At 67.8% G+C, this 23818-nt stretch carries 18 protein-coding genes; 8 read left to right on the forward strand and 10 right to left on the reverse strand.

What is annotated here, in order from left to right; all coding sequences use genetic code 11:
* Nucleotides 1–62: 62 nt before the first annotated feature.
* Nucleotides 63–1505, reverse strand: a complete 1443-nt coding sequence (locus OHT77_RS22970; protein ID WP_328830389.1) for a CCA tRNA nucleotidyltransferase — start codon at nucleotides 1503–1505, stop codon at nucleotides 63–65.
* A 285-nt stretch (nucleotides 1506–1790) separates the two neighbouring features.
* On the opposite strand from OHT77_RS22970, the gene OHT77_RS22975 reads away from it, so the two are divergent.
* The 7 genes from OHT77_RS22975 (at nucleotide 1791) to trxA (ending at nucleotide 11597) form a co-directional block, all read left to right on the forward strand.
* Complete coding sequence (locus tag OHT77_RS22975) at nucleotides 1791–4196, forward strand: DUF6049 family protein (RefSeq protein ID WP_328830390.1); 2406 nt, start codon at nucleotides 1791–1793, stop codon at nucleotides 4194–4196.
* A 46-nt stretch (nucleotides 4197–4242) separates the two neighbouring features.
* Nucleotides 4243–6483: a murein biosynthesis integral membrane protein MurJ gene (murJ, locus tag OHT77_RS22980; RefSeq protein ID WP_328830391.1), complete on the forward strand. Its 2241-nt coding sequence runs from the start codon at nucleotides 4243–4245 to the stop codon at nucleotides 6481–6483.
* Nucleotides 6484–6601: 118 nt separating this feature from the next.
* Nucleotides 6602–8320, forward strand: coding sequence for a protein kinase family protein (locus tag OHT77_RS22985; protein ID WP_328830392.1), 1719 nt, complete (start codon nucleotides 6602–6604; stop codon nucleotides 8318–8320).
* A gap of 26 nt (nucleotides 8321–8346) precedes the next feature.
* The gene (sigM, locus tag OHT77_RS22990; protein WP_328830393.1) at nucleotides 8347–9072 is read left to right on the forward strand and encodes an RNA polymerase sigma factor SigM; all 726 of its coding nucleotides are present in this window, start codon (nucleotides 8347–8349) and stop codon (nucleotides 9070–9072) included.
* A complete protein-coding gene (locus OHT77_RS22995; protein ID WP_328830394.1) occupies nucleotides 9069–10070 on the forward strand; it encodes an anti-sigma factor family protein in 1002 nt (333 codons plus the stop codon). The genes sigM and OHT77_RS22995 overlap by 4 nt, the downstream gene beginning before the upstream one ends.
* A gap of 183 nt (nucleotides 10071–10253) precedes the next feature.
* Complete coding sequence (gene trxB, locus OHT77_RS23000) at nucleotides 10254–11222, forward strand: thioredoxin-disulfide reductase (RefSeq protein ID WP_266770433.1); 969 nt, start codon at nucleotides 10254–10256, stop codon at nucleotides 11220–11222.
* Nucleotides 11223–11264: 42 nt separating this feature from the next.
* On the forward strand, nucleotides 11265–11597 hold the full coding sequence (gene trxA, locus OHT77_RS23005; protein ID WP_266770431.1) for a thioredoxin: 333 nt from the start codon (nucleotides 11265–11267) through the stop codon (nucleotides 11595–11597).
* Nucleotides 11598–11666: 69 nt separating this feature from the next.
* Here the strand turns inward: trxA and OHT77_RS23010 are convergent, their stop codons facing one another.
* The 9 genes from OHT77_RS23010 to rpmH form a co-directional block, all read right to left on the reverse strand.
* Nucleotides 11667–12284: a GNAT family N-acetyltransferase gene (locus OHT77_RS23010; RefSeq protein ID WP_328830395.1), complete on the reverse strand. Its 618-nt coding sequence runs from the start codon at nucleotides 12282–12284 to the stop codon at nucleotides 11667–11669.
* Between the two features lie 329 nt (nucleotides 12285–12613).
* Nucleotides 12614–13705 carry a ParB/RepB/Spo0J family partition protein gene (locus tag OHT77_RS23015; protein ID WP_328830396.1) on the reverse strand — a complete coding sequence of 364 codons (1092 nt, stop codon included), beginning with the start codon at nucleotides 13703–13705 and terminating at the stop codon, nucleotides 12614–12616.
* A complete protein-coding gene (locus OHT77_RS23020) occupies nucleotides 13702–14775 on the reverse strand; it encodes a ParA family protein (protein ID WP_266776587.1) in 1074 nt (357 codons plus the stop codon). The genes OHT77_RS23015 and OHT77_RS23020 overlap by 4 nt, the downstream gene beginning before the upstream one ends.
* 363 nt (nucleotides 14776–15138) lie before the next feature.
* Complete coding sequence (rsmG, locus tag OHT77_RS23025) at nucleotides 15139–15855, reverse strand: 16S rRNA (guanine(527)-N(7))-methyltransferase RsmG (RefSeq protein ID WP_328830397.1); 717 nt, start codon at nucleotides 15853–15855, stop codon at nucleotides 15139–15141.
* Nucleotides 15856–15999: 144 nt separating this feature from the next.
* Complete coding sequence (locus OHT77_RS23030) at nucleotides 16000–16512, reverse strand: Jag family protein (protein WP_019055151.1); 513 nt, start codon at nucleotides 16510–16512, stop codon at nucleotides 16000–16002.
* A 15-nt stretch (nucleotides 16513–16527) separates the two neighbouring features.
* Complete coding sequence (gene yidC, locus OHT77_RS23035) at nucleotides 16528–17826, reverse strand: membrane protein insertase YidC (protein ID WP_328830398.1); 1299 nt, start codon at nucleotides 17824–17826, stop codon at nucleotides 16528–16530.
* A gap of 3 nt (nucleotides 17827–17829) precedes the next feature.
* Complete coding sequence (yidD, locus tag OHT77_RS23040) at nucleotides 17830–18183, reverse strand: membrane protein insertion efficiency factor YidD (RefSeq protein WP_019073355.1); 354 nt, start codon at nucleotides 18181–18183, stop codon at nucleotides 17830–17832.
* Entirely contained in the window at nucleotides 18180–18551 is a 372-nt protein-coding gene (gene rnpA / locus OHT77_RS23045; protein ID WP_266770423.1) for a ribonuclease P protein component, read from the reverse strand. Before rnpA ends, yidD begins: the two co-directional genes overlap by 4 nt.
* A 21-nt stretch (nucleotides 18552–18572) precedes the next feature.
* Nucleotides 18573–18710 carry a 50S ribosomal protein L34 gene (gene rpmH, locus OHT77_RS23050; protein ID WP_006381191.1) on the reverse strand — a complete coding sequence of 46 codons (138 nt, stop codon included), beginning with the start codon at nucleotides 18708–18710 and terminating at the stop codon, nucleotides 18573–18575.
* Nucleotides 18711–19109: 399 nt separating this feature from the next.
* Here rpmH and dnaA point away from each other — a divergent pair, with 399 nt between their 5' ends.
* A complete protein-coding gene (gene dnaA / locus OHT77_RS23055) occupies nucleotides 19110–21116 on the forward strand; it encodes a chromosomal replication initiator protein DnaA (protein ID WP_328830399.1) in 2007 nt (668 codons plus the stop codon).
* The last annotated feature ends 2702 nt before the right edge of the window (nucleotides 21117–23818 follow it).

The raw sequence follows: 23818 nt of genomic DNA on the forward strand, positions 1-23818 counted from the left end.
ACACCGCCCCTGATGCTGTCCGGGGTCATGTTTCACGTGAAACATGACCCCGTTTCACGGTCTCAGCCCTCCGCGGCCCACCACTCCTTGAGCGCGGCCACCGCCGCCTCATGCTCCATCGGCCCGTTCTCCAGCCGCAGTTCCAGCAGGAACTTGTACGCGCGGCCGATGACCGGCCCGGGAGTGACCCCCAGGATCTCCATGATCTGGTTGCCGTCGAGGTCGGGGCGGATCGAGTCCAGCTCCTCCTGCTCCTGCAGCTGGGCGATGCGCTCCTCAAGGCCGTCGTACGCACGGGACAGCGCGGCGGCCCTGCGCTTGTTCCGCGTGGTGCAGTCCGAGCGGGTCAGCTTGTGGAGGCGGTCGAGCAGCGGGCCGGCGTCGCGGACGTAGCGGCGGACGGCCGAGTCGGTCCACTCGCCGGTGCCGTAGCCGTGGAAACGCAGGTGGAGTTCGACGAGACGCGAGACGTCCTTCACCAACTCGTTCGAGTACTTCAGCGCCAGCATCCGCTTCTTGGTCATCTTCGCGCCGACCACCTCGTGGTGGTGGAACGAGACCCGGCCGTCGTTCTCGAAGCGACGGGTGCGCGGCTTGCCGATGTCGTGCAGCAGCGCGGCCAGGCGGAGGGTCAGGTCGGGACCGTTCTCCTCCAGTTCGATCGCCTGCTCCAGAACGATCAGCGTGTGTTCGTAGACGTCCTTGTGCCGGTGGTGCTCGTCGCTCTCCAGCCGGAGGGCGGGAAGCTCGGGCAGGACGTGGTCGGCGAGCCCGGTGTCGACGAGCAGGGTCAGCCCCTTGCGGGGGTTCGCGGAGAGGATCAGCTTGTTCAGCTCGTCCCGCACCCGCTCGGCCGAGACGATCTCGATCCGCCCGGACATCTCTGTCATCGCCGTGACGACCTCGGGGGCGACCTCGAAGTCGAGCTGCGCGGCGAAGCGTGCCGCCCGCATCATCCGCAGGGGGTCGTCCGAGAAGGACGCCTCGGGAGTGCCCGGCGTCCGCAGCACCCGGGCCGCGAGGTCGTCGAGGCCGCCGTGCGGGTCGATGAACACCTTCTCCGGGAGCGCGACGGCCATCGCGTTCACCGTGAAGTCCCGCCGGACGAGATCCTGCTCGATGGAATCGCCGTACGACACCTCGGGCTTGCGCGAGGTCCGGTCGTAGGCCTCGGACCGGTAGGTGGTGACCTCGATCTGGTAGCCGTCCTTCTGCGCCCCGACGGTGCCGAAGGCGATCCCGACCTCCCACACGGCGTCCGCCCACGGCCGGACGATCTTCAGTACGTCCTCGGGACGCGCGTCCGTCGTGAAGTCCAGGTCGTTGCCGAGCCGCTCGAGCAGCGCGTCCCGGACCGAGCCGCCGACCAGGGCGAGAGAGAACCCGGCCTCCTGGAAACGGCGGGCGAGGTCGTCGGCGACGGGAGCCACCCGCAGCAGCTCGCTCACGGCGCGGTGCTGCACCTGGCTCAGGGCACTGGGATTGTCTTCGTTGGCGTTCGGCACAACAGAAAAGGTTACGTGGCCGCGACCACCACGGGCGCCTCGATTACCCCGGCCACCGCCGTCGTCCCCATCAAACGTGCATGGACACGCCCCCCGATACCCGCACAAGCGCTGCCCTTGCGACGTACGAGAGTGCTCCCTTTTATACGGGCACATACGGGACGGTCCGTCGCCGTTCTCCGATCTTGTGGACCAGTCCGCGGCACTTACCCTCAGCGCGCATCGTTACCATGCGTGGACGCACATTGCGACGACCACTGACGATGACGAGGGACGGGCGAGCGCGTGGCCGAGGCGGCAGACTTCCAGGGGACGATTCCCTCACCTGCCCGCCGGTGGCTGCGGCGCACCGGCACACTGCTCGCCGGGGCGCCTCTGCTGGCCGGCCTCCTTCAGCTGTCCGCCGTCGCGCCCGCGGGTGCGGCCGAGCAGACGTCCGCGCAGGCGGCCTCCGGCTCGCAGTCGGTGTCCGTCTCCCTGGACACGCTCAGCCCCAGCGTCCCCACGGACGGGGACACGCTGACCGTCTCGGGGACGGTGACCAACAACAGCAAGCAGACGGTCACCGACGCCCATGTGGGCCTGCGCCTGGGACAGGCGCTGAGCACCCGCTCGGCGATCGACACCGTCGCCAAGCGCACCGACTACATCCAGGGCGTCGACGGCTCGGAGATCGACGACAAGTACAGCGAGAAGTTCTCCAAGCTCACCCCGGGCGTCGCCGAGCCCTTCACCCTCTCCGTCCCGGTCGACAAGCTGGACCTCGGTGACGACGGCGTCTACCCGCTCGGTGTCGCGCTCTCCGGCGAGACCTCGGCGCAGCCCTGGGAGCAGGTGCTGGGCATCCAGCGGACGTTCCTGCCGTGGCAGCCCGGCGACGCCGACACGAAGACGAAGACGACGTACCTGTGGCCGCTCATCTCCGGCGTCCACATGACGGCGCAGACGGGTTCCAACGAGCAGCAGACGCCGGTCTTCCTCAACGACGACCTCGCCAAGGAGATCTCCCCGGGCGGGCGCCTCGACCAGATGCTGTCGCTCGGCAAGGATCTCGACGTCACCTGGGTGATCGACCCGGACCTGCTGGCCTCGGTCGACGCGATGACCCGCAGCTACAAGATCCAGGGCGACGGCGACACCACCACGACGGGCACGCACCAGGCGGTCGCCAAGGCGTGGCTCGCCGAGCTGCAGTCGGCCGTGGCGGACAAGGAGGTCGTCGCCCTCCCCTTCGCCGACCCGGATCTGGCGTCCCTCGCCCACAACGGCACCAGCGTCACCGGCTCGCTCAGCCACCTCAAGGACGCCACCGACGTCGCCGCGAGCACCGTGCAGACGGTGCTGCACGTGACGCCGAACACGGACTTCGCGTGGCCGGTGAACGGCGCCGTGGACCCGTCGATCATCAAGGTCGCCACCTCGGCCGGCGCCGACAAGGTGATCGCCCGCAGCGACAGCCTCCAGGAGACCGGCGGCCTGTCGTACACGCCCTCGGCCGCCCGCCCCGTAGGCGGTGGTACGACGGCGGTGGTCGCGGACGCACGGCTCTCGACGGCGTTCGACGGCGATCTGACGAAGGCCGGGGCCGCCACGCTCGCCGAGCAGCAGTTCCTCGCCCAGAGCCTGGCCCTGGACCTCCAGACGGACAAGCAGCGCAGCATCGTCGTCGTCCCGCAGCGCATGCCGACCGCGAGCCAGGCCCAGACGATGGCCGAGGCGCTGACGACCCTCCAGAGCAGCAACTGGAGCGAGTCCCAGGACCTCGCCACGGCGGCCAAGGCCAAGCCCGACCAGAGCGCCACCACGAGGATCCCGTCGTCCTCCTCGTACCCCTCCTCGCTGCGCAGGCAGGAACTGCCGAAGTCGGCCTTCGAGGAGATCGCGACCACCCAGGACAAGCTCGACAACTTCCGGGTGATCCTCACCGACGAGTCGCGGGTGGTGACCCCCTTCGGGCGGGCCATGAACCGTGAGATGTCCACCTCGTGGCGCGGCCAGGCGGGTGAGGCGTCCAACTTCCGCCAGGGCGTGCTGGGTTATCTCGACGACCTCACCGACCAGGTCAAACTGATCGACAAGTCCGAGACCAAGCTCTCGGGCCGCAGCGCCACGATCCCCGTGACCGTGCAGAACAACCTGGTGCAGGGCGTCGGGCACCTGACTCTGCGGCTCACCTCGACGAGCCCCACCCGCCTGAACATCGGCGGCAAGGCGTACACGGAGCAGCGGGTCACGGTCAACGGCGGGCACAGCCAGTCGGTGAAGTTCACCACGTCGGCCAACGCCAACGGCAAGGTGGAGGTGATCGCCCAGCTGTACACGGAGGACGGCCAGGAGTACGGACAGGCCGTCAGGTTCGACGTGAAGGTCACCGAGGTCACGGCCACCGTCATGCTGGTCATCGGCGGCGGTGTCCTGCTCCTCGTCCTCGCCGGCTTCCGGATGTACACGCACCGCAAGCGCGCCGTGGCCCGCCAGGCCGAGCAGGAGGGCCCCGACGGGCCCGACGACGACACGAACCCGGAACCCGAAGGCCCGGAGAACCCCGAAGGCCCTCAGGACCGTCTCCAGCAGGAGGAGTCCGGCACTCCGTCCCGGGCCGACGACCCGGAGCACCCGAGTGACCCGACACCGGACACCGCACCGGAAAGCGCCGACCCGTCCGGCACGGGTGAGAGAGTGGACCGTTGAGCGATGTCGTGGCCGGTGGGCCCGGGGACGATGAGGTGGGGTAACCATGAACGCGCCGTACGACGGTGACCGCGGTCAGGGCGCGGGCAGCTCGGGCTACCCCGAGGGTCCGCCTCCCGAACACGGTCAGGTGCCGCCGCAGCCCCCCGCGGACATGTACCTCCAGGACGCCTACGACCAGGATCCCTACCGGGCGCAGGACCTCTCCGCCCAGGACCCGGTCGCCGAGGCGCTCTACGACCGTGCCGCACACCCCCCGCCTCCTCCGGGCACGTACCAGCCGCAGCCCCCGCTCTACGCCCAGCCGCCCCAGTCCCCGTACGCCCCCGACCCCCGCGTGTGGGCGCAGACCCCGGCGCCCGAGCCGGAGGGCCCCACCCAGTACCTGCCGTACGGCGACGACGCCCGTACGACCCAGTTCGTGGGCGTGGACGACCTGGTGACCGGGGCGAGCGAGGAGTACCACGAGCCCGACGCCTTCGCCCATCTCTTCCGGGACCAGGGCCAGGGCGGCGCACGACCGCAGATGGACCCCCCAGGGGTTCCCGGCCCGTCCCCGGCACCGCCCTCGGGCCAGGCGCCCCCGCCCGCGATGTCCGACGCCACGATGCAGCTCACGCCGACGGCACCGGCGCCCGCGGCCGCTCCCACGAAGGGCGGAAAGGCCACCGGCCTGCTGAAGTCGAGCGCCGTGATGGCGGCGGGCACGATGGTCTCCCGCCTGACCGGCTTCGTCCGCTCCGCGCTGATCGTGGCGGCGCTGGGCACGGCTCTCCTCGGTGATACCTTCCAGGTCGCCTACCAGCTGCCGACGATGATCTACATCCTGACCGTCGGCGGCGGACTCAACTCCGTCTTCGTGCCGCAGCTCGTGCGCGCCATGAAGGAGGACGACGACGGCGGCGAGGCATTCGCCAACCGTCTGCTGACCCTGGTCATCGTGGCGCTCGGGGTACTGACCGCGCTGGCGATGTTCGCGGCGCCTCTCCTGGTCCGCCTGCTGTCGGTGAAGGTGGCGAGCGATCCCGCGGCCGACAGCGTCGCCATCACCTTCACCCGCTACTTCCTGCCCTCGATCTTCTTCATGGGCATCCACGTGGTGATGGGCCAGATCCTCAACGCCCGCGGCAAGTTCGGCGCGATGATGTGGACCCCGGTCCTCAACAACGTCGTCATCATCGTGACGCTCGGCATGTTCCTCTGGGTCTACGGCACCTCCGCGGACTCCGGCATGGGGGTCCAGAACATCCCGCCGGAGGCCCAACGTCTCCTGGGCATCGGCGTTCTGCTCGGTCTGGTCGTCCAGGCGCTGGCGATGATCCCGTACCTGCGCGAGACCGGGTTCAAGCTGCGGCTGCGGTTCGACTGGAAGGGCCACGGCCTGGGCAAGGCCGCGATGCTCGCCAAGTGGACCGTCCTCTTCGTCCTCGCCAACCAGGCGGGTGCCCTCGTGGTCACCCAGCTCGCCACCGCATCGGTCGCGGACACGAACATCGCCGGAACCGGATTCAGCGCCTACGCCAACGCCCAGCTCATCTGGGGCCTGCCGCAGGCGATCATCACGGTGTCTCTCATGGCCGCCCTGCTGCCGCGCATCTCGCGCTCGGCGGCCGAGGACGACGGAGGCGCCGTCCGGGACGACATCTCCCAGGGACTGCGCACGACCGCCGTCGCGATCGTGCCGATCGCCTTCGGCCTGCTCGCCCTCGGCATCCCGATGTGCACCCTCATCTTCGGGTCCTCGGGGACGGACGCGGCGACCAACATGGGCTTCATGTTGATGGCCTTCGCCCTCGGCCTGATCCCGTACTCGGTGCAGTACGTCGTCCTGCGTGCCTTCTACGCCTACGAGGACACCCGCACGCCCTTCTACAACACCGTCATCGTGGCCGCGGTCAACGCGGGCGCCTCGGCGGTCTGTTACTTCGTCCTCCCGGCCCGCTGGGCCGTGGTGGGCATGGCCGCCTCGTACGGCCTCGCGTACGCGATCGGTGTCGGTGTCGCCTGGAACCGGCTGCGCAAGCGGCTGAACGGCGACCTGGACGGGGCGCGCGTGCTGCGGACGTACGCTCGGCTCAGCATCGCCTCCGTGCCGGCCGCACTGCTCAGTGGTGCGGCCTGCTACGGGATCGGTCATACGCTCGGCCAGGGCGTCGTCGGTTCGTTCGCGGCGCTCGTGGTGGGTGGGGCCGTACTGCTCGGAATCTTCTACGTCGCGGCCCGCCGCATGCGCATCGAGGAACTCAACTCCCTCGTCGGCATGGTGCGCGGGCGCTTGGGACGTTGACGCGGGGGCACTCGCACAACCATCGTCTGCCGCTGTGTGTCGTGCATAGCGGCAGACTGTGGGCACAATTGGTTTCGGCGTCGAACAGGGTGCAACGGATGGGGAGGCAGGAGCGACGGTGGCGGAACGGAGCACGGCTGCCGTCGACGTGGCAGACAACAGCGGCGACAAGCCGCTGACCGCCAAGGCGGACCAGTCCACGGCCGACGGGGTGGCCCAGAACCCGGAGCGGGACACGGAAAGCGACCAGGCACAGGGGAGCGGCGGGATCGAGGAAACCGAGAAGGCCTCGCCTCCCGAACTGCACAGCGGTCACAAGCTCGCCAGACGCTATCGCCTCGAAGAGTGCGTCACCCGTCTGGACGGCTTCAGCAGTTGGCGTGCGGTGGACGAGAAACTCCGCCGTGCCGTCGGCGTCCACATCCTGCCCGCCGACCACGCGAGAGCCCGTTCCGTGCTGGCCGCGGCCCGTTCCTCGGCGCTGCTGGGCGACCCCCGCTTCGTCCAGGTCCTGGACGCGGTGGAGGAGAACGACCTCGTCTACGTCGTCCACGAATGGCTGCCCGACGCCACGGAACTGACGACGCTTCTGGCGCCGGGCCCGCTGGAGGTCCACGAGGCCTACCAGATGGTCAGCCAGATCGCCTCGGCCATGGCCGCCGCGCACCGCGAGGGCCTCGCCCATCTCCGGCTGAACCCGAACGCCGTGCTGCGCACCTCGTCCGGCCAGTGGCGCATCCGCGGACTGGCCGTCAACGCCGCACTGCGGGGCATCAGTTCGGACACCCCGCAGCGCACTGACACTGAGGCGATCGGCGCCCTGCTGTACGCGGCGCTCACCCAGCGCTGGCCGTACGAGAGCGATGCCTACGGCCTCTCCGGGCTGCCCAAGGGCGTCGGTCTGATCGCCCCCGACCAGGTGCGTGCGGGTGTCCACCGCGGTCTGTCGGAGCTCGCCATGCGCGCGCTCGCCAACGACGGCGCCACGGCCTCCCGGCACGAGGCGGCGTGCACCACGCCGGAGGAGCTGGTGAAGGCGATCGGTGAGATGCCCCGCATCCGCCCGCCGGAGCCGACGTTCACCGCGCCGCCCGAGTATCAGCAGACCACGTACCAACAGGGCACGTACGGCCGCCCGTCGGCGCATCCCGGTGCCGCCCAGCCCGTGTCCTCCCCGCCGCCCCCGCTGCAGAGCCGCACCGGCAAGGCCCTCAAGTGGGCCGTGTCCGCGCTGCTGATCGCCGCGCTGGGCCTGGGCAGTTGGCAGCTCGCCGACGCGCTCATGGACCAGGGCAACAAGTCCGAGGACACGAAGCAGACCCAGACCACGGACGGGAACGACAAGACCGGCGACAAGATCAAGCCGGCCGCTCCCATAACGATCCAGGGCGCGAAGGAGTACGTGGCGAGCGGGGATGCCCAGGCACCCGGCGACGTCGACAAGACGTACGACGGAGACAGCACCACCTACTGGCGGACCAAGCGCTACAACTCCGGTCCCAAGCTGGCGCCCTACAAGCCCGGTGTGGGCATCGTCTACGACCTCGGCTCGGCCAAGAAGATCTCGGCTGCTTCGATAGGGCTCCGGTACGCCGGCGACCACACGACGATCAACCTCTACGCCACCGACTCACTGACGCCCTCGACGGGGGTCGACGGGATGACCGAGATCGGAACCGCCACCACCAGCGGATCCTCTCTTACGGTGAAGGCGACGAAATCGCTGAAGACGCAGTACGTGCTCCTGTGGATCACCGACGTGCCGTTGGCGACCAGTGACGGCTACAGCGGCTCCGGCTACAAGCAGGCCATCACCGACGTGAAGTTCACGGGCTGACGCTCACCGGAGGGGGAGGGGGTCCGATGGCGGAAGGCGCCGGGTACGACGGGACGAGCGATCAGGATCTGCTCGCCCGCCATGTCGATGGCGACCCGGACGCTTTCGGTGAGATCGTCCGGCGGCACCGGGACCGGCTCTGGGCGGTGGCCCTGCGCACGCTGGGGGACCGCGAGGAGGCCGCTGACGCCGTCCAGGACGCTCTCGTCTCCGCCTACAGGGCCGCCCACACCTTCCGCGGCCAGTCGGCCGTCACAACGTGGCTGCACCGGATCACGGTGAACGCCTGCCTGGACCGCGCCCGCAAGGCCGCCTCCAGGAAGACCTCCCCGGTCGACGACACCGAGCGCCTGGAACAACTCCTGGAACCGCACGAGTCGGCGTCGGCTCCCGCGGAACGCAACGACCTGCACCGCCAGCTGCTGGAAGCCCTGGGCACCCTCCCGCCCGACCAGCGCGCCGCTCTCGTCCTCGTGGACATGCAGGGCTACCCCGTCGCGGAGGCCGCCCGGATCCTCGACGTGCCGACCGGCACGGTGAAGAGCCGCTGCGCCAGAGGAAGAGCCAGACTGCTGCCCCTTCTCACCCATCTCCGGCCGGAAAGAGCCGGTGACGGCAAGGAACCGGGCGCAGGACGGAACCGGGCGCAGGGGACATCCGTCCCACCGGCAGCGGGACCCCGAGACGCGGGTCCCGAGGATGCAGGGCCGAGCGATTCAGCTGCTGTGAAGGGCGGAGGTGGGCGAGCGTGACATCCACGACAGACACGGCCGAGCACCCGGACGTCGCGGAGATCTCCGACCTCACCGAGGGCCTTCTCTCCCCGTCCAGGACCGCAGAGGTACGAGAGCATCTGGACACGTGCGAACTCTGCGCGGACGTCCACAACTCGCTGGAGGAGATCCGGGGTCTGCTGGGCACCCTGCCCGGCCCACCGCGCATGCCCGCCGAGATCGCGGGCCGTATCGACGCGGCGCTCGCCGCCGAGGCTCTGCTGGGTGCCAGCGCCCCCGAGTCCCTGGCCGCGCCGACGTTGGTGGGCGCGTCCCGAGACGGGTCGGACGAGATCGACGAGGACGGCGAGCACGCCGAGGCGCATGTTTCACGTGAAACATCGCCCACAACGACGGCGGCGGCCCGTCCGTCCGGACACTCCCGCGCGGCGACCGGCCCCGGACGCAAGGACCGGAAGGACCACAAGGACCGGAGCCGCGGCGGACGTCGTGGGCGGATCGTCCTGGGAGCCGTGTTCACCGCGGCCGTTCTGGGAGCCGGCTCTCTCTTCATTCAGTCCTTGGGTGACCACAAGGCATCGGACACGGCTCAGGGGAACGCGACCAGTTCCACGGACACCTTCTCCAAGGGGAAGCTGGAGAACGTGGTCTCGGATCTCCTGGCCACCAAGGCAGCCCCGAACCAGGGCACCGGAAGCACGGGCACCATGAAGCCCTGGAACGCCGAGTCCGATCCGGGGACCAATACGGAGCCGTCCAGCAAGGCTCCCAAGACCCTGATCGAGCCCTCCACCTCCGTTCCGGACTGCATCCGGCAGGGCATCAACCGTGGCACCACGGAGGTCCTCGGTTTCAAGGAAGGCACCTACAACGGCTCCGCCGCCTATCTCGCGGTGCTGCCCGACGCCTCCGACAGCAACCGGGTCACGGCATACGTCGTGGACGCGACCTGCGTGAGCCACCACACGTCGGCTCCTGGCAAGGTCCTTCTGACGCGGTCGTACCCCCGTTCCTGATTCCGGACGTCTCCTCTCCGGCCTGCGTGGCACTTCCTTGGGTACTTCCTCTCCATGTGCCCTCTCCGTGTGCCCGGACACAGCGGGAATGCGGGCCCCGTAGGATCCGTTGGGTGGTGTGGAGGCTCTGAGAGGGGCTCCCACCGGTCGTACTGACGCAGTCCAGAGACGAGGAACCAAGCCGTGAGCGACGTCCGAAACGTGATCATCATCGGCTCCGGGCCCGCCGGCTACACGGCGGCGCTCTACACCGCGCGCGCGTCGCTGAAGCCGCTGGTGTTCGAAGGTGCCGTCACCGCTGGTGGCGCGCTGATGAACACCACCGAGGTCGAGAACTTCCCGGGCTTCCAGGACGGCATCATGGGCCCCGAGCTCATGGACAACATGCGCGCCCAGGCCGAGCGCTTCGGCGCCGAGCTGATCCCGGACGACGTGGTCTCCGTCGACCTGACCGGTGAGATCAAGACCGTCACGGACACCTCGGGCACCGTGCACCAGGCGAAGGCCGTCATCGTCACCACCGGCTCCCAGCACCGCAAGCTCGGCCTGCCGAACGAGGACGCGCTCTCCGGTCGAGGTGTCTCCTGGTGTGCCACCTGTGACGGGTTCTTCTTCAAGGACCAGGACATCGCCGTCATCGGTGGTGGCGACACGGCCATGGAGGAGGCGACCTTCCTCTCCCGCTTCGCCAAGTCCGTGACGATCGTCCACCGTCGGGACAGCCTGCGTGCCTCCAAGGCGATGCAGGAACGCGCCTTCGCCGACCCGAAGATCAAGTTCGTCTGGGACAGCGAGGTCGCCGAGATCGAGGGCGACCCGAAGCTCGCCGGCCTCAAGCTCCGCAACCTGAAGACCGGGGAACTCTCCGACCTGGCGGTGACGGGCCTGTTCATCGCGATCGGCCACGACCCCCGCACGGAACTCTTCAAGGGCCAGCTGGAGTTGGACGGAGAGGGCTACCTCAAGGTCGAGGCACCCTCGACGCGCACCAACCTGACCGGCGTCTTCGGCGCCGGTGACGTCGTCGACCACACCTACCGCCAGGCGATCACCGCCGCCGGCACGGGCTGCTCCGCCGCTCTGGACGCCGAGCGTTTCCTCGCCGCCCTCGCGGACGAGGAGAAGGCAGAGCCCGCGAAGACCACCGTCTGACCCCCATCCTCCCCACCGCACGATCAAGTTAAGGAGCCCGCCGTGGCCGGCACTCTGAAGAATGTGACCGACGCTTCCTTCGACGAGGACGTCCTCAAGAGCGACAAGCCCGTCCTGGTGGACTTCTGGGCTTCCTGGTGCGGTCCGTGCCGCCAGATCGCTCCGTCCCTCGAGGCCATTGCCGCCGAGCACGGCGACAAGATCGAGATCGTTAAGCTCAACATCGACGAGAACCCGGCCACGGCTGCCCGGTACGGCGTCATGTCCATCCCGACGCTGAACGTCTACCAGGGTGGCGAGGTCGCCAAGACCATCGTCGGCGCCAAGCCGAAGGCCGCGATCGTTCGCGACCTCGAGGACTTCATCTCCGAGTGATGTTTCACGTGAAACCGTGTTTCACGTGAAACATGAATGGGCCGACTCCCCGGAGTCGGCCCATTTGCTTTACAGCGGTCGAAGCGCTGGTTCCTTCTGTACGGCCCCCAGCAGCCGGTCGAGCGCCAGCTCCACGTCTTCCTTCCAGGAGAGCGTCGTGCGCAGCTCCAGCCGCAGCCGCGGGTAGGCGGGATGCTGGCGAACCGTCTTGAAGCCCACGGCGAGCAGATGGTCGGCCGGCAATACGCAGGCGGCCTCCTTCCCGTGGGCATCGCCGAAGGCCTCTATCGCCTTGAAGCCCCGCCGCAGCAGGTCCTTGGCGACCGTCTGGACCATGACCCGTCCCAGTCCCTGGCCCTGGTATCCCGGCATGATGAACGACGTCATCAGCTGCACGGCGTCCGGAGACACAGGGCTCGTGGGGAACGCCGTCGAGCGGGGGACGTAGGCAGGGGGTGCGTAGAGGACGAAGCCCACCGGCACGTCGTCGACGTAGACGACCCGGCCGCAGGAGCCCCAGTCGAGGAGGACCGCGGAGATCCAGCCTTCCTTCTCCAGGGCTGCCGTGTCTGCCTTTACCGCGGCTTGGCCGCTGACGGGGTCCAGCTCCCAGAAGACGCACGACCGACAGCGGTTGGGGATGTCCGGGAGGTTGTCCAGCGTGAGCGGTACGAGCCGACGCCCCATGAAGGCTGATCCTCGCTTCCTTCGCCCGCAGCGTCGCGAGCGGCTGTCAGAGCGCTACGTTGCCTGATCAGACTGCCGACGAAGCCGCCGACCGCCCCCAGGCCCAGACCCGCGCTCACCAGTCCGGTGCGGCTCACCGTTCGCATGGCCCCCGCCTCCCCTAAGAGGTGCTGCCAGGTGGATGCGCCATACCCGAGTCGCATCGTATCCATGATGCGATTCCATCGATACCGACAGAAAGCAAAGAGCGGGCCGCGATCCGGTACACACCGGACACGGCCCGCACTTCTGGTCGAGCGGACAGAACCCATGCCCGAAGGCAGGAGGGCTCAGGCCTCGTCCTCCGTCTCGTCGTCCAGCAGGCTCCGCTGCAGGACCGGTCCCTCGCCCGGAGCCAACGAACCGAGGATGCGCTCCAGGTCCTCCATCGAGGCGAACTCGACAGTGATCTTGCCCTTCTTCTGGCCCAGGTCCACCTTCACCCGGGTCTCGAAGCGATCGGAGAGACGTGTGGCGAGATCGGACAGCGCCGGGGAGACCAGGGCGCCGGCCCGAGGTCCCTTGGAACGCTGAGCCGTCTGGGGCCGCGAACCCATGAGGGTCACGATCTCCTCGACGGCACGCACCGAGAGCCCCTCGGCCACGATCCTGTGGGCCAGCCGGTCCTGCTCCTCCGAGTCGTCGACCGAGAGCAGCGCCCGGGCGTGACCGGCGGAGAGGACCCCGGCGGCGACACGGCGCTGGACCGACGGCGAGAGCTTCAGCAGACGCAGGGTGTTGGAGACCTGCGGACGGGAACGACCGATGCGGTCCGCCAGCTGGTCGTGCGTGCAGTTGAAGTCCTTGAGCAACTGGTCGTAGGCGGCCGCCTCTTCGAGCGGGTTCAGCTGGGCGCGGTGCAGGTTCTCCAGGAGGGCGTCCAGGAGAAGCTTCTCGTCGTCCGTGGCCCGCACGATCGCCGGGATCGCCTCCAAGCCCGCCTCACGGCACGCCCGCCAACGCCGCTCGCCCATGATGAGCTCGTAGCTGGACGGGCCGATCTGCCGTACGACGACGGGCTGGAGAAGGCCGACCTCCTTGATGGAGGTGACGAGCTCCTGCAGCGCGTCCTCGTCGAAGACCTCACGCGGCTGGCGCGAGTTCGGCGTGATGGAGTCGAGGGGCAGTTCGGCGAAGTGGGCGCCGATGGGAGGCGTGAACGTCTCCACAGCACCGTTCGTCGACGGCTCCTCCATGTCGTAGGAAACCGGCGGCAGCGTGGTGACCTTCGCTGCGGCCACCCCTCGGTCGCCGGTGATGACCGGAACCGCGGTCGGGGACGCGGAACCCATGGCGGCCGGAGCCACCGTCTTCTCCCCGGTCGGGGCTGCGGGGATCAGTGCGCCGAGCCCACGGCCCAAACCCCTCCGTCGCTCGCTCACTGGATGCCCTCCACCATGCTCTGGTCGCTCTGAGCGCCGATGTGCGCGTGCGTCGCGTCGTAGCTGACGCCCACACCCTTCAGCGCGATTTCCCTTGCTGCCTCAAAGTAGGAGAGGGCACCGCTCGATCCGGGATCGTAGGTCAGTACCGTCTGCCCATAACTCGGTGCCTCGGAGATACGGACCGAGCGGGGAATGCTCGTCCGCAGCACCTCGTCGCCGAAGTGACTGCGCACCTCGTCCGCGACCTGGGACGCCAGACGCGTCCGGCCGTCGTACATGGTGAGCAGGATGGTCGACACATGCAGGTTGGGGTTGAGGTGCCCCCGGACCAGGTCGACGTTGCGGAGCAACTGTCCGAGGCCTTCCAGCGCGTAGTACTCGCACTGGATCGGGATGAGAACCTCCGCGCCGGCGACCAACGCGTTGACCGTCAGCAGGCCGAGCGAGGGCGGACAGTCGATGAGGATGTAGTCCAGCGGCTGTTCGTAGGCCTGGATCGCCCGCTGGAGTCTGCTCTCTCGGGCCACCAGGGACACCAGCTCGATCTCCGCACCGGCGAGATCGATCGTGGCGGGGGCACAGAAGAGACCCTCGACATCGGGGACCGGCTGCACGACCTCGGAGAGAGGTCTGCTGTCGACCAACACGTCGTAGATGGAAGGGACTTCCGCGTGGTGGTCGATCCCCAGTGCCGTGGACGCATTGCCCTGTGGGTCGAGGTCGACCACCAGAACACGGGCGCCGTGCAGTGCCAACGAAGCGGCAAGATTGACGGTCGTCGTCGTCTTGCCCACCCCGCCCTTCTGGTTGGCGACGACCATGATGCGGGTCTGCTCAGGACGTGGCAGGCCCTCGCCGGCACGGCCTAGGGCTTCCACCGCCAGTTGGGCAGCACGACCGATGGGAGTGTCGTCCATAGGGGGCGGTGTTTCACGTGAAACATCCTCCCCCATCGACTCGGTACGGGGACCGGGGACCGGATCGGTCATCGGTCCCGCGATGTTGGCGTCGGACCGCAAGGATTCACTCTCCTCGACTTCAGGCTCGCAATGAACAGAGCCTCCCATGTCTTCAGGGTCGTGAACCAGTGAGGCCTGGGGTTCTGTGGAGAATTCCACCTCTGTGGACAACTCCGTGCCCTCTCCGAGTGATCCGAGAGGCTTCCGGTCGCGGGGTTCGGCCGCGGCGCGGGTGCGACCGATGATGCCGTGCAGCAGTGAGCGACGTTTCACGTGAAACACGATGCACAGCCGCCAAGGCCGAACTGCCGCGACACTCCGGCATGCGTAGTTTTGGCAGCTTGTGTGGAGTAAGTCTCGTCGTCAGGACGGATCGGGACAGGCCTCAGCGCTAAGACCGACCCGCCTCAAACGTTGAGACCCACGTGCCGCAAGCCCTGGGACCGACCCGCCCCAGCCGCTGACACATCCTCAACGACGTCGACGCGTACGCCCCGTACGAGCCGCCTTGGCCCGCTTGGCCGCGAAACGCACCCCGCCGGGGCTCTCCCCGACCTCGACACGGACCACCGTGGACAACGGATCGACGATGCCGTCGCCGACCTGCAGGATGGACGTCCCCACGGCGCCGAGCTTGCTGAGCACGCTCGCAGCGCTCTTGAGCTCCTCCTCGGCCGTGTCCCCCTTGAGGGCAAGCATCTCGCCGTAGGGACGCAGCAAGGGGATGCCCCACGTGGCCAGTCGCTCCAAGGGGGCCACGGCTCGGGCCGTCACCACATGGACCGGCTGCAGCTTGCCCATGACCTCCTCGGCGCGGCCGCGCACGACGGTGACGTGGTCGAGGCCCAGGAGTTCGACGACCTCGGTGAGGAAGTTCGTACGGCGGAGCAGCGGTTCGAGCAGGGTGATCTTGATGTCCTCGCGGACCAGGGCCAGGGGAATGCCCGGGAGGCCGGCGCCGGAGCCGACGTCGCAGACCGTCACTCCGTCGGGCACGACCTCCGAGAGGACCGCGCAGTTCAGCAGGTGCCGTTCCCACAGGCGGGGCACCTCACGTGGGCCGATCAGGCCGCGCTGCACACCCGCGTCGGCGAGCAGCTCGGCGTACCGGACCGCATCGTCGAAGCGATCGCCGAACACCTCGCGCGCCTGCTCGGGCGCGGGGGGAAGCTCCGCTGCCTCCGTCACGGGGGACCGTCCTTCCGTACCGCAATAGCGCCTTGGGCGCTGACCACTAGGACCACCAGAACTACAGGACTATCAGGACTATCAGGCTGACAAAGTTCGGCCCCGTCTGCTCAACAGACGGGGCCGGTACTACGCGGGGACCGATCAGGCGGGAAGCACGACGACGAAGCGCTGCGGCTCCTCGCCCTCCGACTCGCTGCGCAGTCCCGCGGCCTTGACCGCGTCGTGCACGACCTTGCGCTCGAACGGGGTCATCGGGTTCAGCTTCACCGGCTCGCCGGTGTTCTTCACGTCGGCCGCCGCCTTGGCGCCCAGCTCGGAGAGCTCGGTGCGCTTCTTGGCGCGGTAGCCCGCGATGTCCAGCATCAGCCGGCTGCGGTCCCCGGTCTCACGGTGCACGGCCAGGCGGGTGAGCTCCTGAAGTGCCTCCAGCACCTCACCGTCACGGCCGACGAGCTTCTGCAAGTCTCGGCCGCTGCTGTCGCTGATGATCGAGACAGCGGCGCGGTCGGCCTCGACATCCATGTCGATGTCGCCGTCGAGATCGGCGATGTCCAGCAGACCCTCGAGGTAGTCCGCCGCGATCTCGCCCTCCTGCTCCAGGCGGGACAGGGTGTCTGCACCCTCGGCAGCGGCGGAGGTGGTGCCTTCCGTCACGGGATGGACTCCTTCTTACTTCTTGGACGGGGACTTGGGCCGCTGCGGACCCTTGCGCTGTCCGGACTGGGCCTTGCTGCGGGTACCGCCGGCCGGCTTCGGCGCGGGCTTCTTCGCAGCGGTGGCGGGCTTGGCGTCCTCGGGCTCGTCCGACTTGCTCAGCGAAGTCTTCGGCTCGCCAGCGTCGTCGGGCGCGTTCTCGGCACTGTCGTCGGCGGCCTTCGCGGCGGCGGACTGGCGCTGGGCCTTGGTCTGCCGCTTGGGCTGCTGGCGCCTGGGGGTGGCCGTGGTCGGCGTACCGTCCTCGGTCTCCACCGCCGTGCTCTCGCCCTTCGCCACGGTGCCGTCGGCCTGGGCCACCAGGCCCACCTTGGTCAGGCTGTTGATGAACTTGCGCTCGAACTCGTTGCGGTCACGGCCCTTGGAGACGATCGCCTTGACGATGGCACGCTCGCCACGGCTGCGGGTCTTCTCGTGGTGCGTGACGTGCTTGGTGAGGCGCTCCAGGTAGGCGGCCTGGGCCTTGGAACCCGGGGTCGGGTTGTTGCGGATGACGTACATCTGCTGGCCCATGGTCCACACGTTGGTGGTCAGCCAGTAGACGAGGACACCGACGGGGAAGTTGATGCCGAAGATGGCGAACATGACCGGGAAGACGTACATCAGCATCTTCTGCTGCTGCATGAACGGGGTCTTCACCGTGGTGTCGACGTTCTTCGTCATCAGCTGGCGCTGCGTGTAGAACTGCGACGCCGACATCATCACGATCATGATCGCGGTGACGACCCGGACGTCGGTCAGCGTGGCGCCGAGCGCCTCGACCTTGCTGCTGCCGTCCGTGAACTTCGCGGCCAGCGGGGCGCCGAAGATGTGCGCCTTCTGGGCACTGGCAAGCAGGGAGTCGTTGATCACGCCGATGGTTGTGTTCGACGCGATGCCGTTGAGCACGTGGTACAGGGCGAAGAAGAACGGGGACTGCGCCAGGATGGGAAGGCACGAGGAGAGCGGGTTGGTACCCGACTCCTTGTACAGCTTCATCATCTCTTCGGACTGACGCTGCTTGTCGTTCTTGTAGCGTTCCTGGATCTTCTTCATCTCGGGCTGCAGGGTCTGCATGGCCCGGGTCGCCTTGATCTGCTTCACGAAGAGCGGGATCAGACAGATGCGGATCAGGATCACCAGGGACACGATGGACAGGCCCCAGGCCCAGCCCGTGTCGGGACCGAAAACCTTCCCGTACACCGAGTGGAACTGGACGATGACCCAAGAAACGGGTGTCGTGATGAAGCTGAAAAGACTGGCAATCGTGTCCACTAATCATGCTCCTTGGGCATGGGACGGTGTCTCTGCGGCCGGGCTCGAAGGACTCAGCCCTTCAGTGGCCGTTTCGGCGGCGGAGGTCCCGCCCTTGTCTGCGCGCCGTGCGCCGCGCAGCATCTCGTGCCACCGCGGACGCTTACGCGGTGGGACATGGTCCACACCGCCGAGCGACCACGGATTGCACCGCAGGATGCGCCAGGCCGTGAGCGCGGTGCCCTTGATCGCGCCGTGCCGGTCTATGGCCGTGTAGCCGTAGTGGGAGCACGACGGGTAGTACTTGCACACCGGCCCCAGCAGTGGACTGATCGTCCACTGGTAGAGCTTGATCAGCGCCAGTAGCGGGTACTTCATCGCGCGCCCCCTCCCAGCAGCCGCTGAACGGCGGCATCCAGGTCTCGGGCCAGCTGTGCATGGTCGGCGTCGCCCGCTCCGGGCAGCGCTCGTACGACTACCAGGCTACCGGGGGGAAACAGGGCGACTCGCTCGCGCATCAGATGGCGAAGTCTGCGCTTCACCTTGTTGCGCACCACGGCGCCGCCCACTGCCTTGCTGACGACGAAACCCGCACGCGTCGGGGGAGCGCTCTCCCCTGGCGCGTGCGGGTCCGTGGCACCGCTACGAAAGTGGACGACGAGAAGCGGGCGGCCGGCCCGGCGACCCCGTCGTACCGCGGTCGCGAAGTCTTCGCGCCGCCTCAGCCGATGCTCGGTAGGCAGCACGACGTCATGACCTGATCGGGATCAGGCGGACAGGCTTGCGCGACCCTTGCCACGACGGTTCGCGAGAATCGCGCGACCGGCACGGGTACGCATCCGCAGGCGGAAGCCGTGGGTCTTGGCCCGACGACGGTTGTTCGGCTGGAAGGTGCGCTTGCTCACGAGGGGGCTCCAGAAATAAATCGGTGGTGGCGGGTGCCGTCCTGGCTGTCACCGTGCGCCCACGAGAAGCTCGCAGTAACGCCCGAGTGCACCGCTTCCCGATCACCTCGAAGCGATCTGTGCCCATCGGAGGCAGGCGGCAGCAGCCATCGACAACTCGACCTGGTCACGGTACGCGGGGCTACGCCATCCGGTCAAACCAGGGGTCACGAGGAGACACTATCCACAGGCTGGGGACAACAACTTGAACCGCACCCGTCGCCCTGACTACCGTGGCTGGACTCCGATTCGTTCCTTTGTCCCCCGCCCCGACACCTTTTTCCCCAGCGTCCCACCCGATTTACATCCCGTCCCGTCCGCGAACCACACGTTCGTGGGACCTGTGAGAGAGCGTGCCCTGTGGCTGACGTACCTGCCGATCTTGCCGCAGTGTGGCCACGAGTGCTGGAGCAACTTCTCGGTGAGGGGCGTGGGCAGGGTGTCGAGACCAAGGACGAGCACTGGATCCGGCGCTGCCAGCCCCTGGCACTCGTCGCCGACACAGCCTTGCTCGCCGTACCGAACGAGTTTGCGAAAGGCGTGCTCGAGGGCCGCCTCGCCCCGATCGTCAGCGAGACGCTGAGCCGCGAGTGCGGCCGGCCGATCCGGATCGCGATCACCGTCGACGACTCCGCCGGCGAACCCTCCGGCCCGCCGTCGCCCCCCGCGCCGCCCCAGCGCCGCTACGAAGAGCCCGAACAGAACCGCGACCCCTACGAGGGCTACGGCCGCCACCGCGCCGAGCCGCTCCCGGGCGGCCCCGGCGACCAGCTGCCCACCGCCCGTCCCGCCTACCCGTCGGAGTACCAGCGCCCCGAGCCGGGCGCCTGGCCGCGGCCGGCGCAGGACGACTACGGCTGGCAGCAGCAGCGCCTCGGCTTCCCCGAGCGGGACCCGTACGCGTCGCCGCCGCAGGACCAGTACGGCCCCCAGGACCGCGACCAGTACGGCTCGCCGCCCCAGGACCGGGACAGGGACCGCGACCGGGACCAGTACGGGGCACCGCCGAAGGACCAGTACGGGTCGCAGGCGAAGGACAAGTACGGCCCGCCCCAGGACTCGTACCAACCGCAGCAGGACCAGTACGCGCCGCCGGGGCAGGAGTACCGCCCGCAGTCGATGGAGCGTCCGTCGTACGAGCAGCAGCGCGCGGAGTACGAGCAGTCGCGGGCCGAGTACGAGAAGTCCCGCGCGGAGTACAACCAGCGGGACGCGCGCCGCGACCTGTCGGACTCGCACGCGCCCTCCAGCTCCGGGCATGTGCACCGCGGCGGTCCGGGTTCTCCGGGACCACTGGGCTCGAAGCCGGCGCCCGCGGCCGGTCCGGGGGAGCCGACCGCGCGCCTGAACCCGAAGTACCTCTTCGACACGTTCGTCATCGGTGCCTCGAACCGCTTCGCGCACGCGGCGGCGGTGGCCGTCGCCGAGGCGCCCGCGAAGGCGTACAACCCCCTCTTCATCTATGGGGAGTCGGGGCTCGGCAAGACGCACCTGCTGCACGCGATCGGGCACTACGCGCGGAGCCTGTACCCCGGCACGCGCGTGCGGTACGTCAGCTCCGAGGAGTTCACCAACGAGTTCATCAACTCGATCCGCGACGGCAAGGGCGACAGCTTCCGCAAGCGGTACCGCGAGATGGACATCCTTCTGGTCGACGACATCCAGTTCCTCGCGGACAAGGAGTCGACGCAGGAGGAGTTCTTCCACACCTTCAACACGCTCCACAACGCGAACAAGCAGATCGTGCTCTCCAGCGACCGGCCGCCCAAGCAGCTGGTCACGCTGGAGGACCGGTTGCGGAACCGTTTCGAGTGGGGACTGATCACCGACGTCCAGCCGCCCGAGCTGGAGACCCGTATCGCCATCCTCCGCAAGAAGGCGGTGCAGGAGCAGCTCAACGCCCCGCCGGAGGTCCTGGAGTTCATCGCCTCCCGCATCTCGCGCAACATCCGCGAACTGGAGGGGGCGCTGATCCGGGTGACGGCGTTCGCGTCGCTCAACCGGCAGCCGGTCGACCTCGGTCTCACCGAGATCGTCCTCAAAGACCTCATCCCGGGCGGTGAGGACTCCACACCGGAGATCACCGCGACGGCGATCATGGGAGCGACCGCCGACTACTTCGGCATCACCGTCGAGGACCTGTGCGGCAGTTCACGCGGCCGCCAGCTGGTGACGGCCCGCCAGATCGCCATGTACGTGTGCCGCGAACTGACCGACCTCTCCCTGCCGAAGATCGGCGCGCAGTTCGGCGGCCGCGACCACACCACGGTCATGCACGCCGACCGCAAGATCCGCGCCCTGATGGCAGAGCGCCGCTCGATCTACAACCAGGTCACCGAACTGACCAACCGCATTAAGAACGGGTAGGGGTGGAGCCGACGATTCCTCGGCGTTCAGGGCGCCCTGGAGGAATCCAGGGGCACCTTTTCGACGTCCTGGGGTGGTGCGGAGGGGGCTGGCATGGGTCGGGGCGGCGGGTGTATTTCACGCTGACGATGTGGCTGTTCAGGCACCTGGCGTACGGGCGATGCTGCGGGAGCCGGTGGAGCACTTCCTGCTGCCCAAAGGGGGTTGTGGCGCCCCGGCTCGTGCGGAGCGATCACGAAGGCGCGTGGCTGGATCGGTCAGACGCCGTTGCGGTGGCTGTTAGACAGGTCGCAGGGGTGCAGGGTACGCGGGCGACGCCAGGAGTGTTCTGGCGTGAGGTGCAGGTGACGTCGATGGATGGGACCTGCTTCGATGTGCCGACTCCAGCGCGTACGCGGCGGCCTACGGCCGTCCTCCGTCGATTCACGGCCTTCATGGTCGCGCTGGGCGAGTGCGGGACCCGCTCGCTGGCGCGTCTCAGACCTCTTCGCCCTGCCCGTCGACGAGCGCCTGAGTGACGGCACCTACCTCGACCGTCTACAACGGCCGGCGGCGCGGCGAGCGCCTCACGAAATTCACATCCCCCGCCTCGACGCCGCGGAGGAGAACAACACCGAGCTGCAAAACCCCTTAGGAAGCGCCGACGCCCTTTGGCCTGGATCAGGCCAAAGGGCGTCGACATTACGGGTCAGCCTCTTTATTCCGGCCAAACAGAATCATGATGCTTTCGCCACTTTTCCATGTCCGGCGAACGCATCGTAGAGAACACCCGAAAGTTTCTCAATCAGGCCGACGACGAGACGGTGTGACAGTAACGGTCACCCTCTGCCGCGTTATTCAGGCACACCCGAAGTGTGACCTTCGTTCCTTCGGCCAAGTTCCAACCACTCGGAGACCAGGTGCAGTCCCCGTTCGACTTGGCGTAGAGGGTGGTCGAGCCACCCGACCATGACACAGTGCCCTTGGCAGCATAGCCATCAGCCTGCTCGTCGCATACGACCCACTTCTCCACAGAGCCCGAGTATGCGCCAAGCCAGTCCAGGGAACCCCCAGGATCGCCATCCGTTGTATAAACCAGGTAAGCGGATCCGGCTGCGTAGGCACTATTGCCTGCGAGAGCGAGTGCCACCGCACCGGTGGCCACTCCAGCCACCGTGAAGGCCTTACGAAGACTGAGCATGACTTATTCCTTTGTTTCGGTCTCTGTATGAGCGCCTGGTGTTCGCTTGCACCGTGTCGCGCCCCACGCCGTTTATGGCGCGGCGCCTTGAGGCGACAGCCGTCGCAACAGGCCAGTCCAGGGAAGTGACACGTGCCATCCGGGAAATTTCGCTCTTGCCCCGGTAGCGATGCTTCACGGTAAGCAAACAGTAAATTCGACCCACGGTCAAGAAGGAAGATCATGCGAATCGGAGATTAGCCCACCAAACAGGTGCAACCAAGGACATCATTCACTTCTATGAAAGATCGGAACAATTCCAGTTCAACGACTACAGTGATTTCCTGCGAAGACGGTGACCTCGCGTCACGATTGTCCGCACTGCGCAGACCCTTGGCTTCTAGTTGGCGAGATCGCCCGCTACGGCGTATCTCCCCAACACACCAGACACTGATGAGGCCTTTTCGCTCTGCTGCCGCCTCGTTGTTTCACAGAGGCGGTCGGCGGGTTTCGCGCCCGTGATGTCGCGCTGATCCCTGTCCGGGGGTGGTGCTGGTCAGGGTGTGTGTCAGCTCTCGTGCCGGATGACGCCGGGTTCCACTGTCGCGGAGCGTGCGGATGACTCCCCTCTCGATGCTCGGCGGGTTCGTTCATGCTGGTCAGGTGAGATAGGGAAGGGCGAGGATCCGTTCGACGGCGCGGATGATCGCCGTGGCACAGGGCCAGGTGGCAGGGAGCTTGAAACGGCGTTTCCCTGGCCGCGCACGAGGCGCCAGGTATGTGGAGGACGCGGTAGTGCAGGGTTTTCGGGGTGGCTTTGGCCAACTCACCGTCCAAAGAAAGGAGTTGGAGACAGGCATGGAGATCGGCGGCCAGCATCGCCGCGGCCAGCCAGGCGGCGTCAACGCGCATCTCCAGAGAGGGCAGCAGATCCATCCCGGACACCTTCGGATCGCGGGTCCCTGCTCGACGCGGGTGTGCTTGCGATGCCGGGCGTCCAAGTGGGCGATCTGGCCGCACCAGCTGTTGGTCGCGAAAGTCTGATAGCGCGCCTGGTGCTTCAGCTCATAGATGCTGGCGTCCCTAAAGTAGTGGGGGATGCAGCGACTCCTTCCGGGCGATCACCCGGTGATGCGGGGGCCTACTGTTCAACTCGCCCAGCAGGGCGGTGGTGTCGGCGACGAAGGCCGCCTCGCGCACACCGCAGTCCGCACCGCCGCCGGCCAGCTGCCACAGTCCCGGTCTGTCGACCAGTTCGACGGCCTCCTGCTCGCGGGCGGTGAAGGCCCAGCCGGTGGAGTGCTCCCAGCGGAAAGCGCGGGCTGGCCCGACCGCTGGCCAAGGCGATCCACTTAATCGGCTTGTGCGGAACCCTGCTCCGTCGGCTCGGGAGAGGATCTTCTGCCTTCGCCATCAAGGAAGTTGGGCCACCTCACGGGTCAGGGCGTCGTTGTTCACGTCTGCGTCGTTCGCAGTCACGTGGCCCGGATCCAGCGTGTGGCCAGCTCCTCGCCGGTGTTGTCGCACGTCGGGACTAAAACAT

The organism is Streptomyces sp. NBC_00252 (assembly GCF_036187565.1).
GTDB lineage: Bacteria > Actinomycetota > Actinomycetes > Streptomycetales > Streptomycetaceae > Streptomyces.

What these genes read in the sequence shown, in the direction of transcription:
- murJ (WP_328830391.1), top strand. Translation starts at nt 4,243, where the DNA reads ATGAACGCGCCGTACGACGGTGACCGCGGTCAGGGCGCGGGCAGCTCG.
- sigM (WP_328830393.1), top strand. Translation starts at nt 8,347, where the DNA reads ATGGCGGAAGGCGCCGGGTACGACGGGACGAGCGATCAGGATCTGCTC.
- OHT77_RS23010 (WP_328830395.1), bottom strand. Translation starts at nt 12,284, where the DNA reads ATGGGGCGTCGGCTCGTACCGCTCACGCTGGACAACCTCCCGGACATC.
- OHT77_RS23020 (WP_266776587.1), bottom strand. Translation starts at nt 14,775, where the DNA reads ATGGGAGGCTCTGTTCATTGCGAGCCTGAAGTCGAGGAGAGTGAATCC.
- yidD (WP_019073355.1), bottom strand. Translation starts at nt 18,183, where the DNA reads ATGAAGTACCCGCTACTGGCGCTGATCAAGCTCTACCAGTGGACGATC.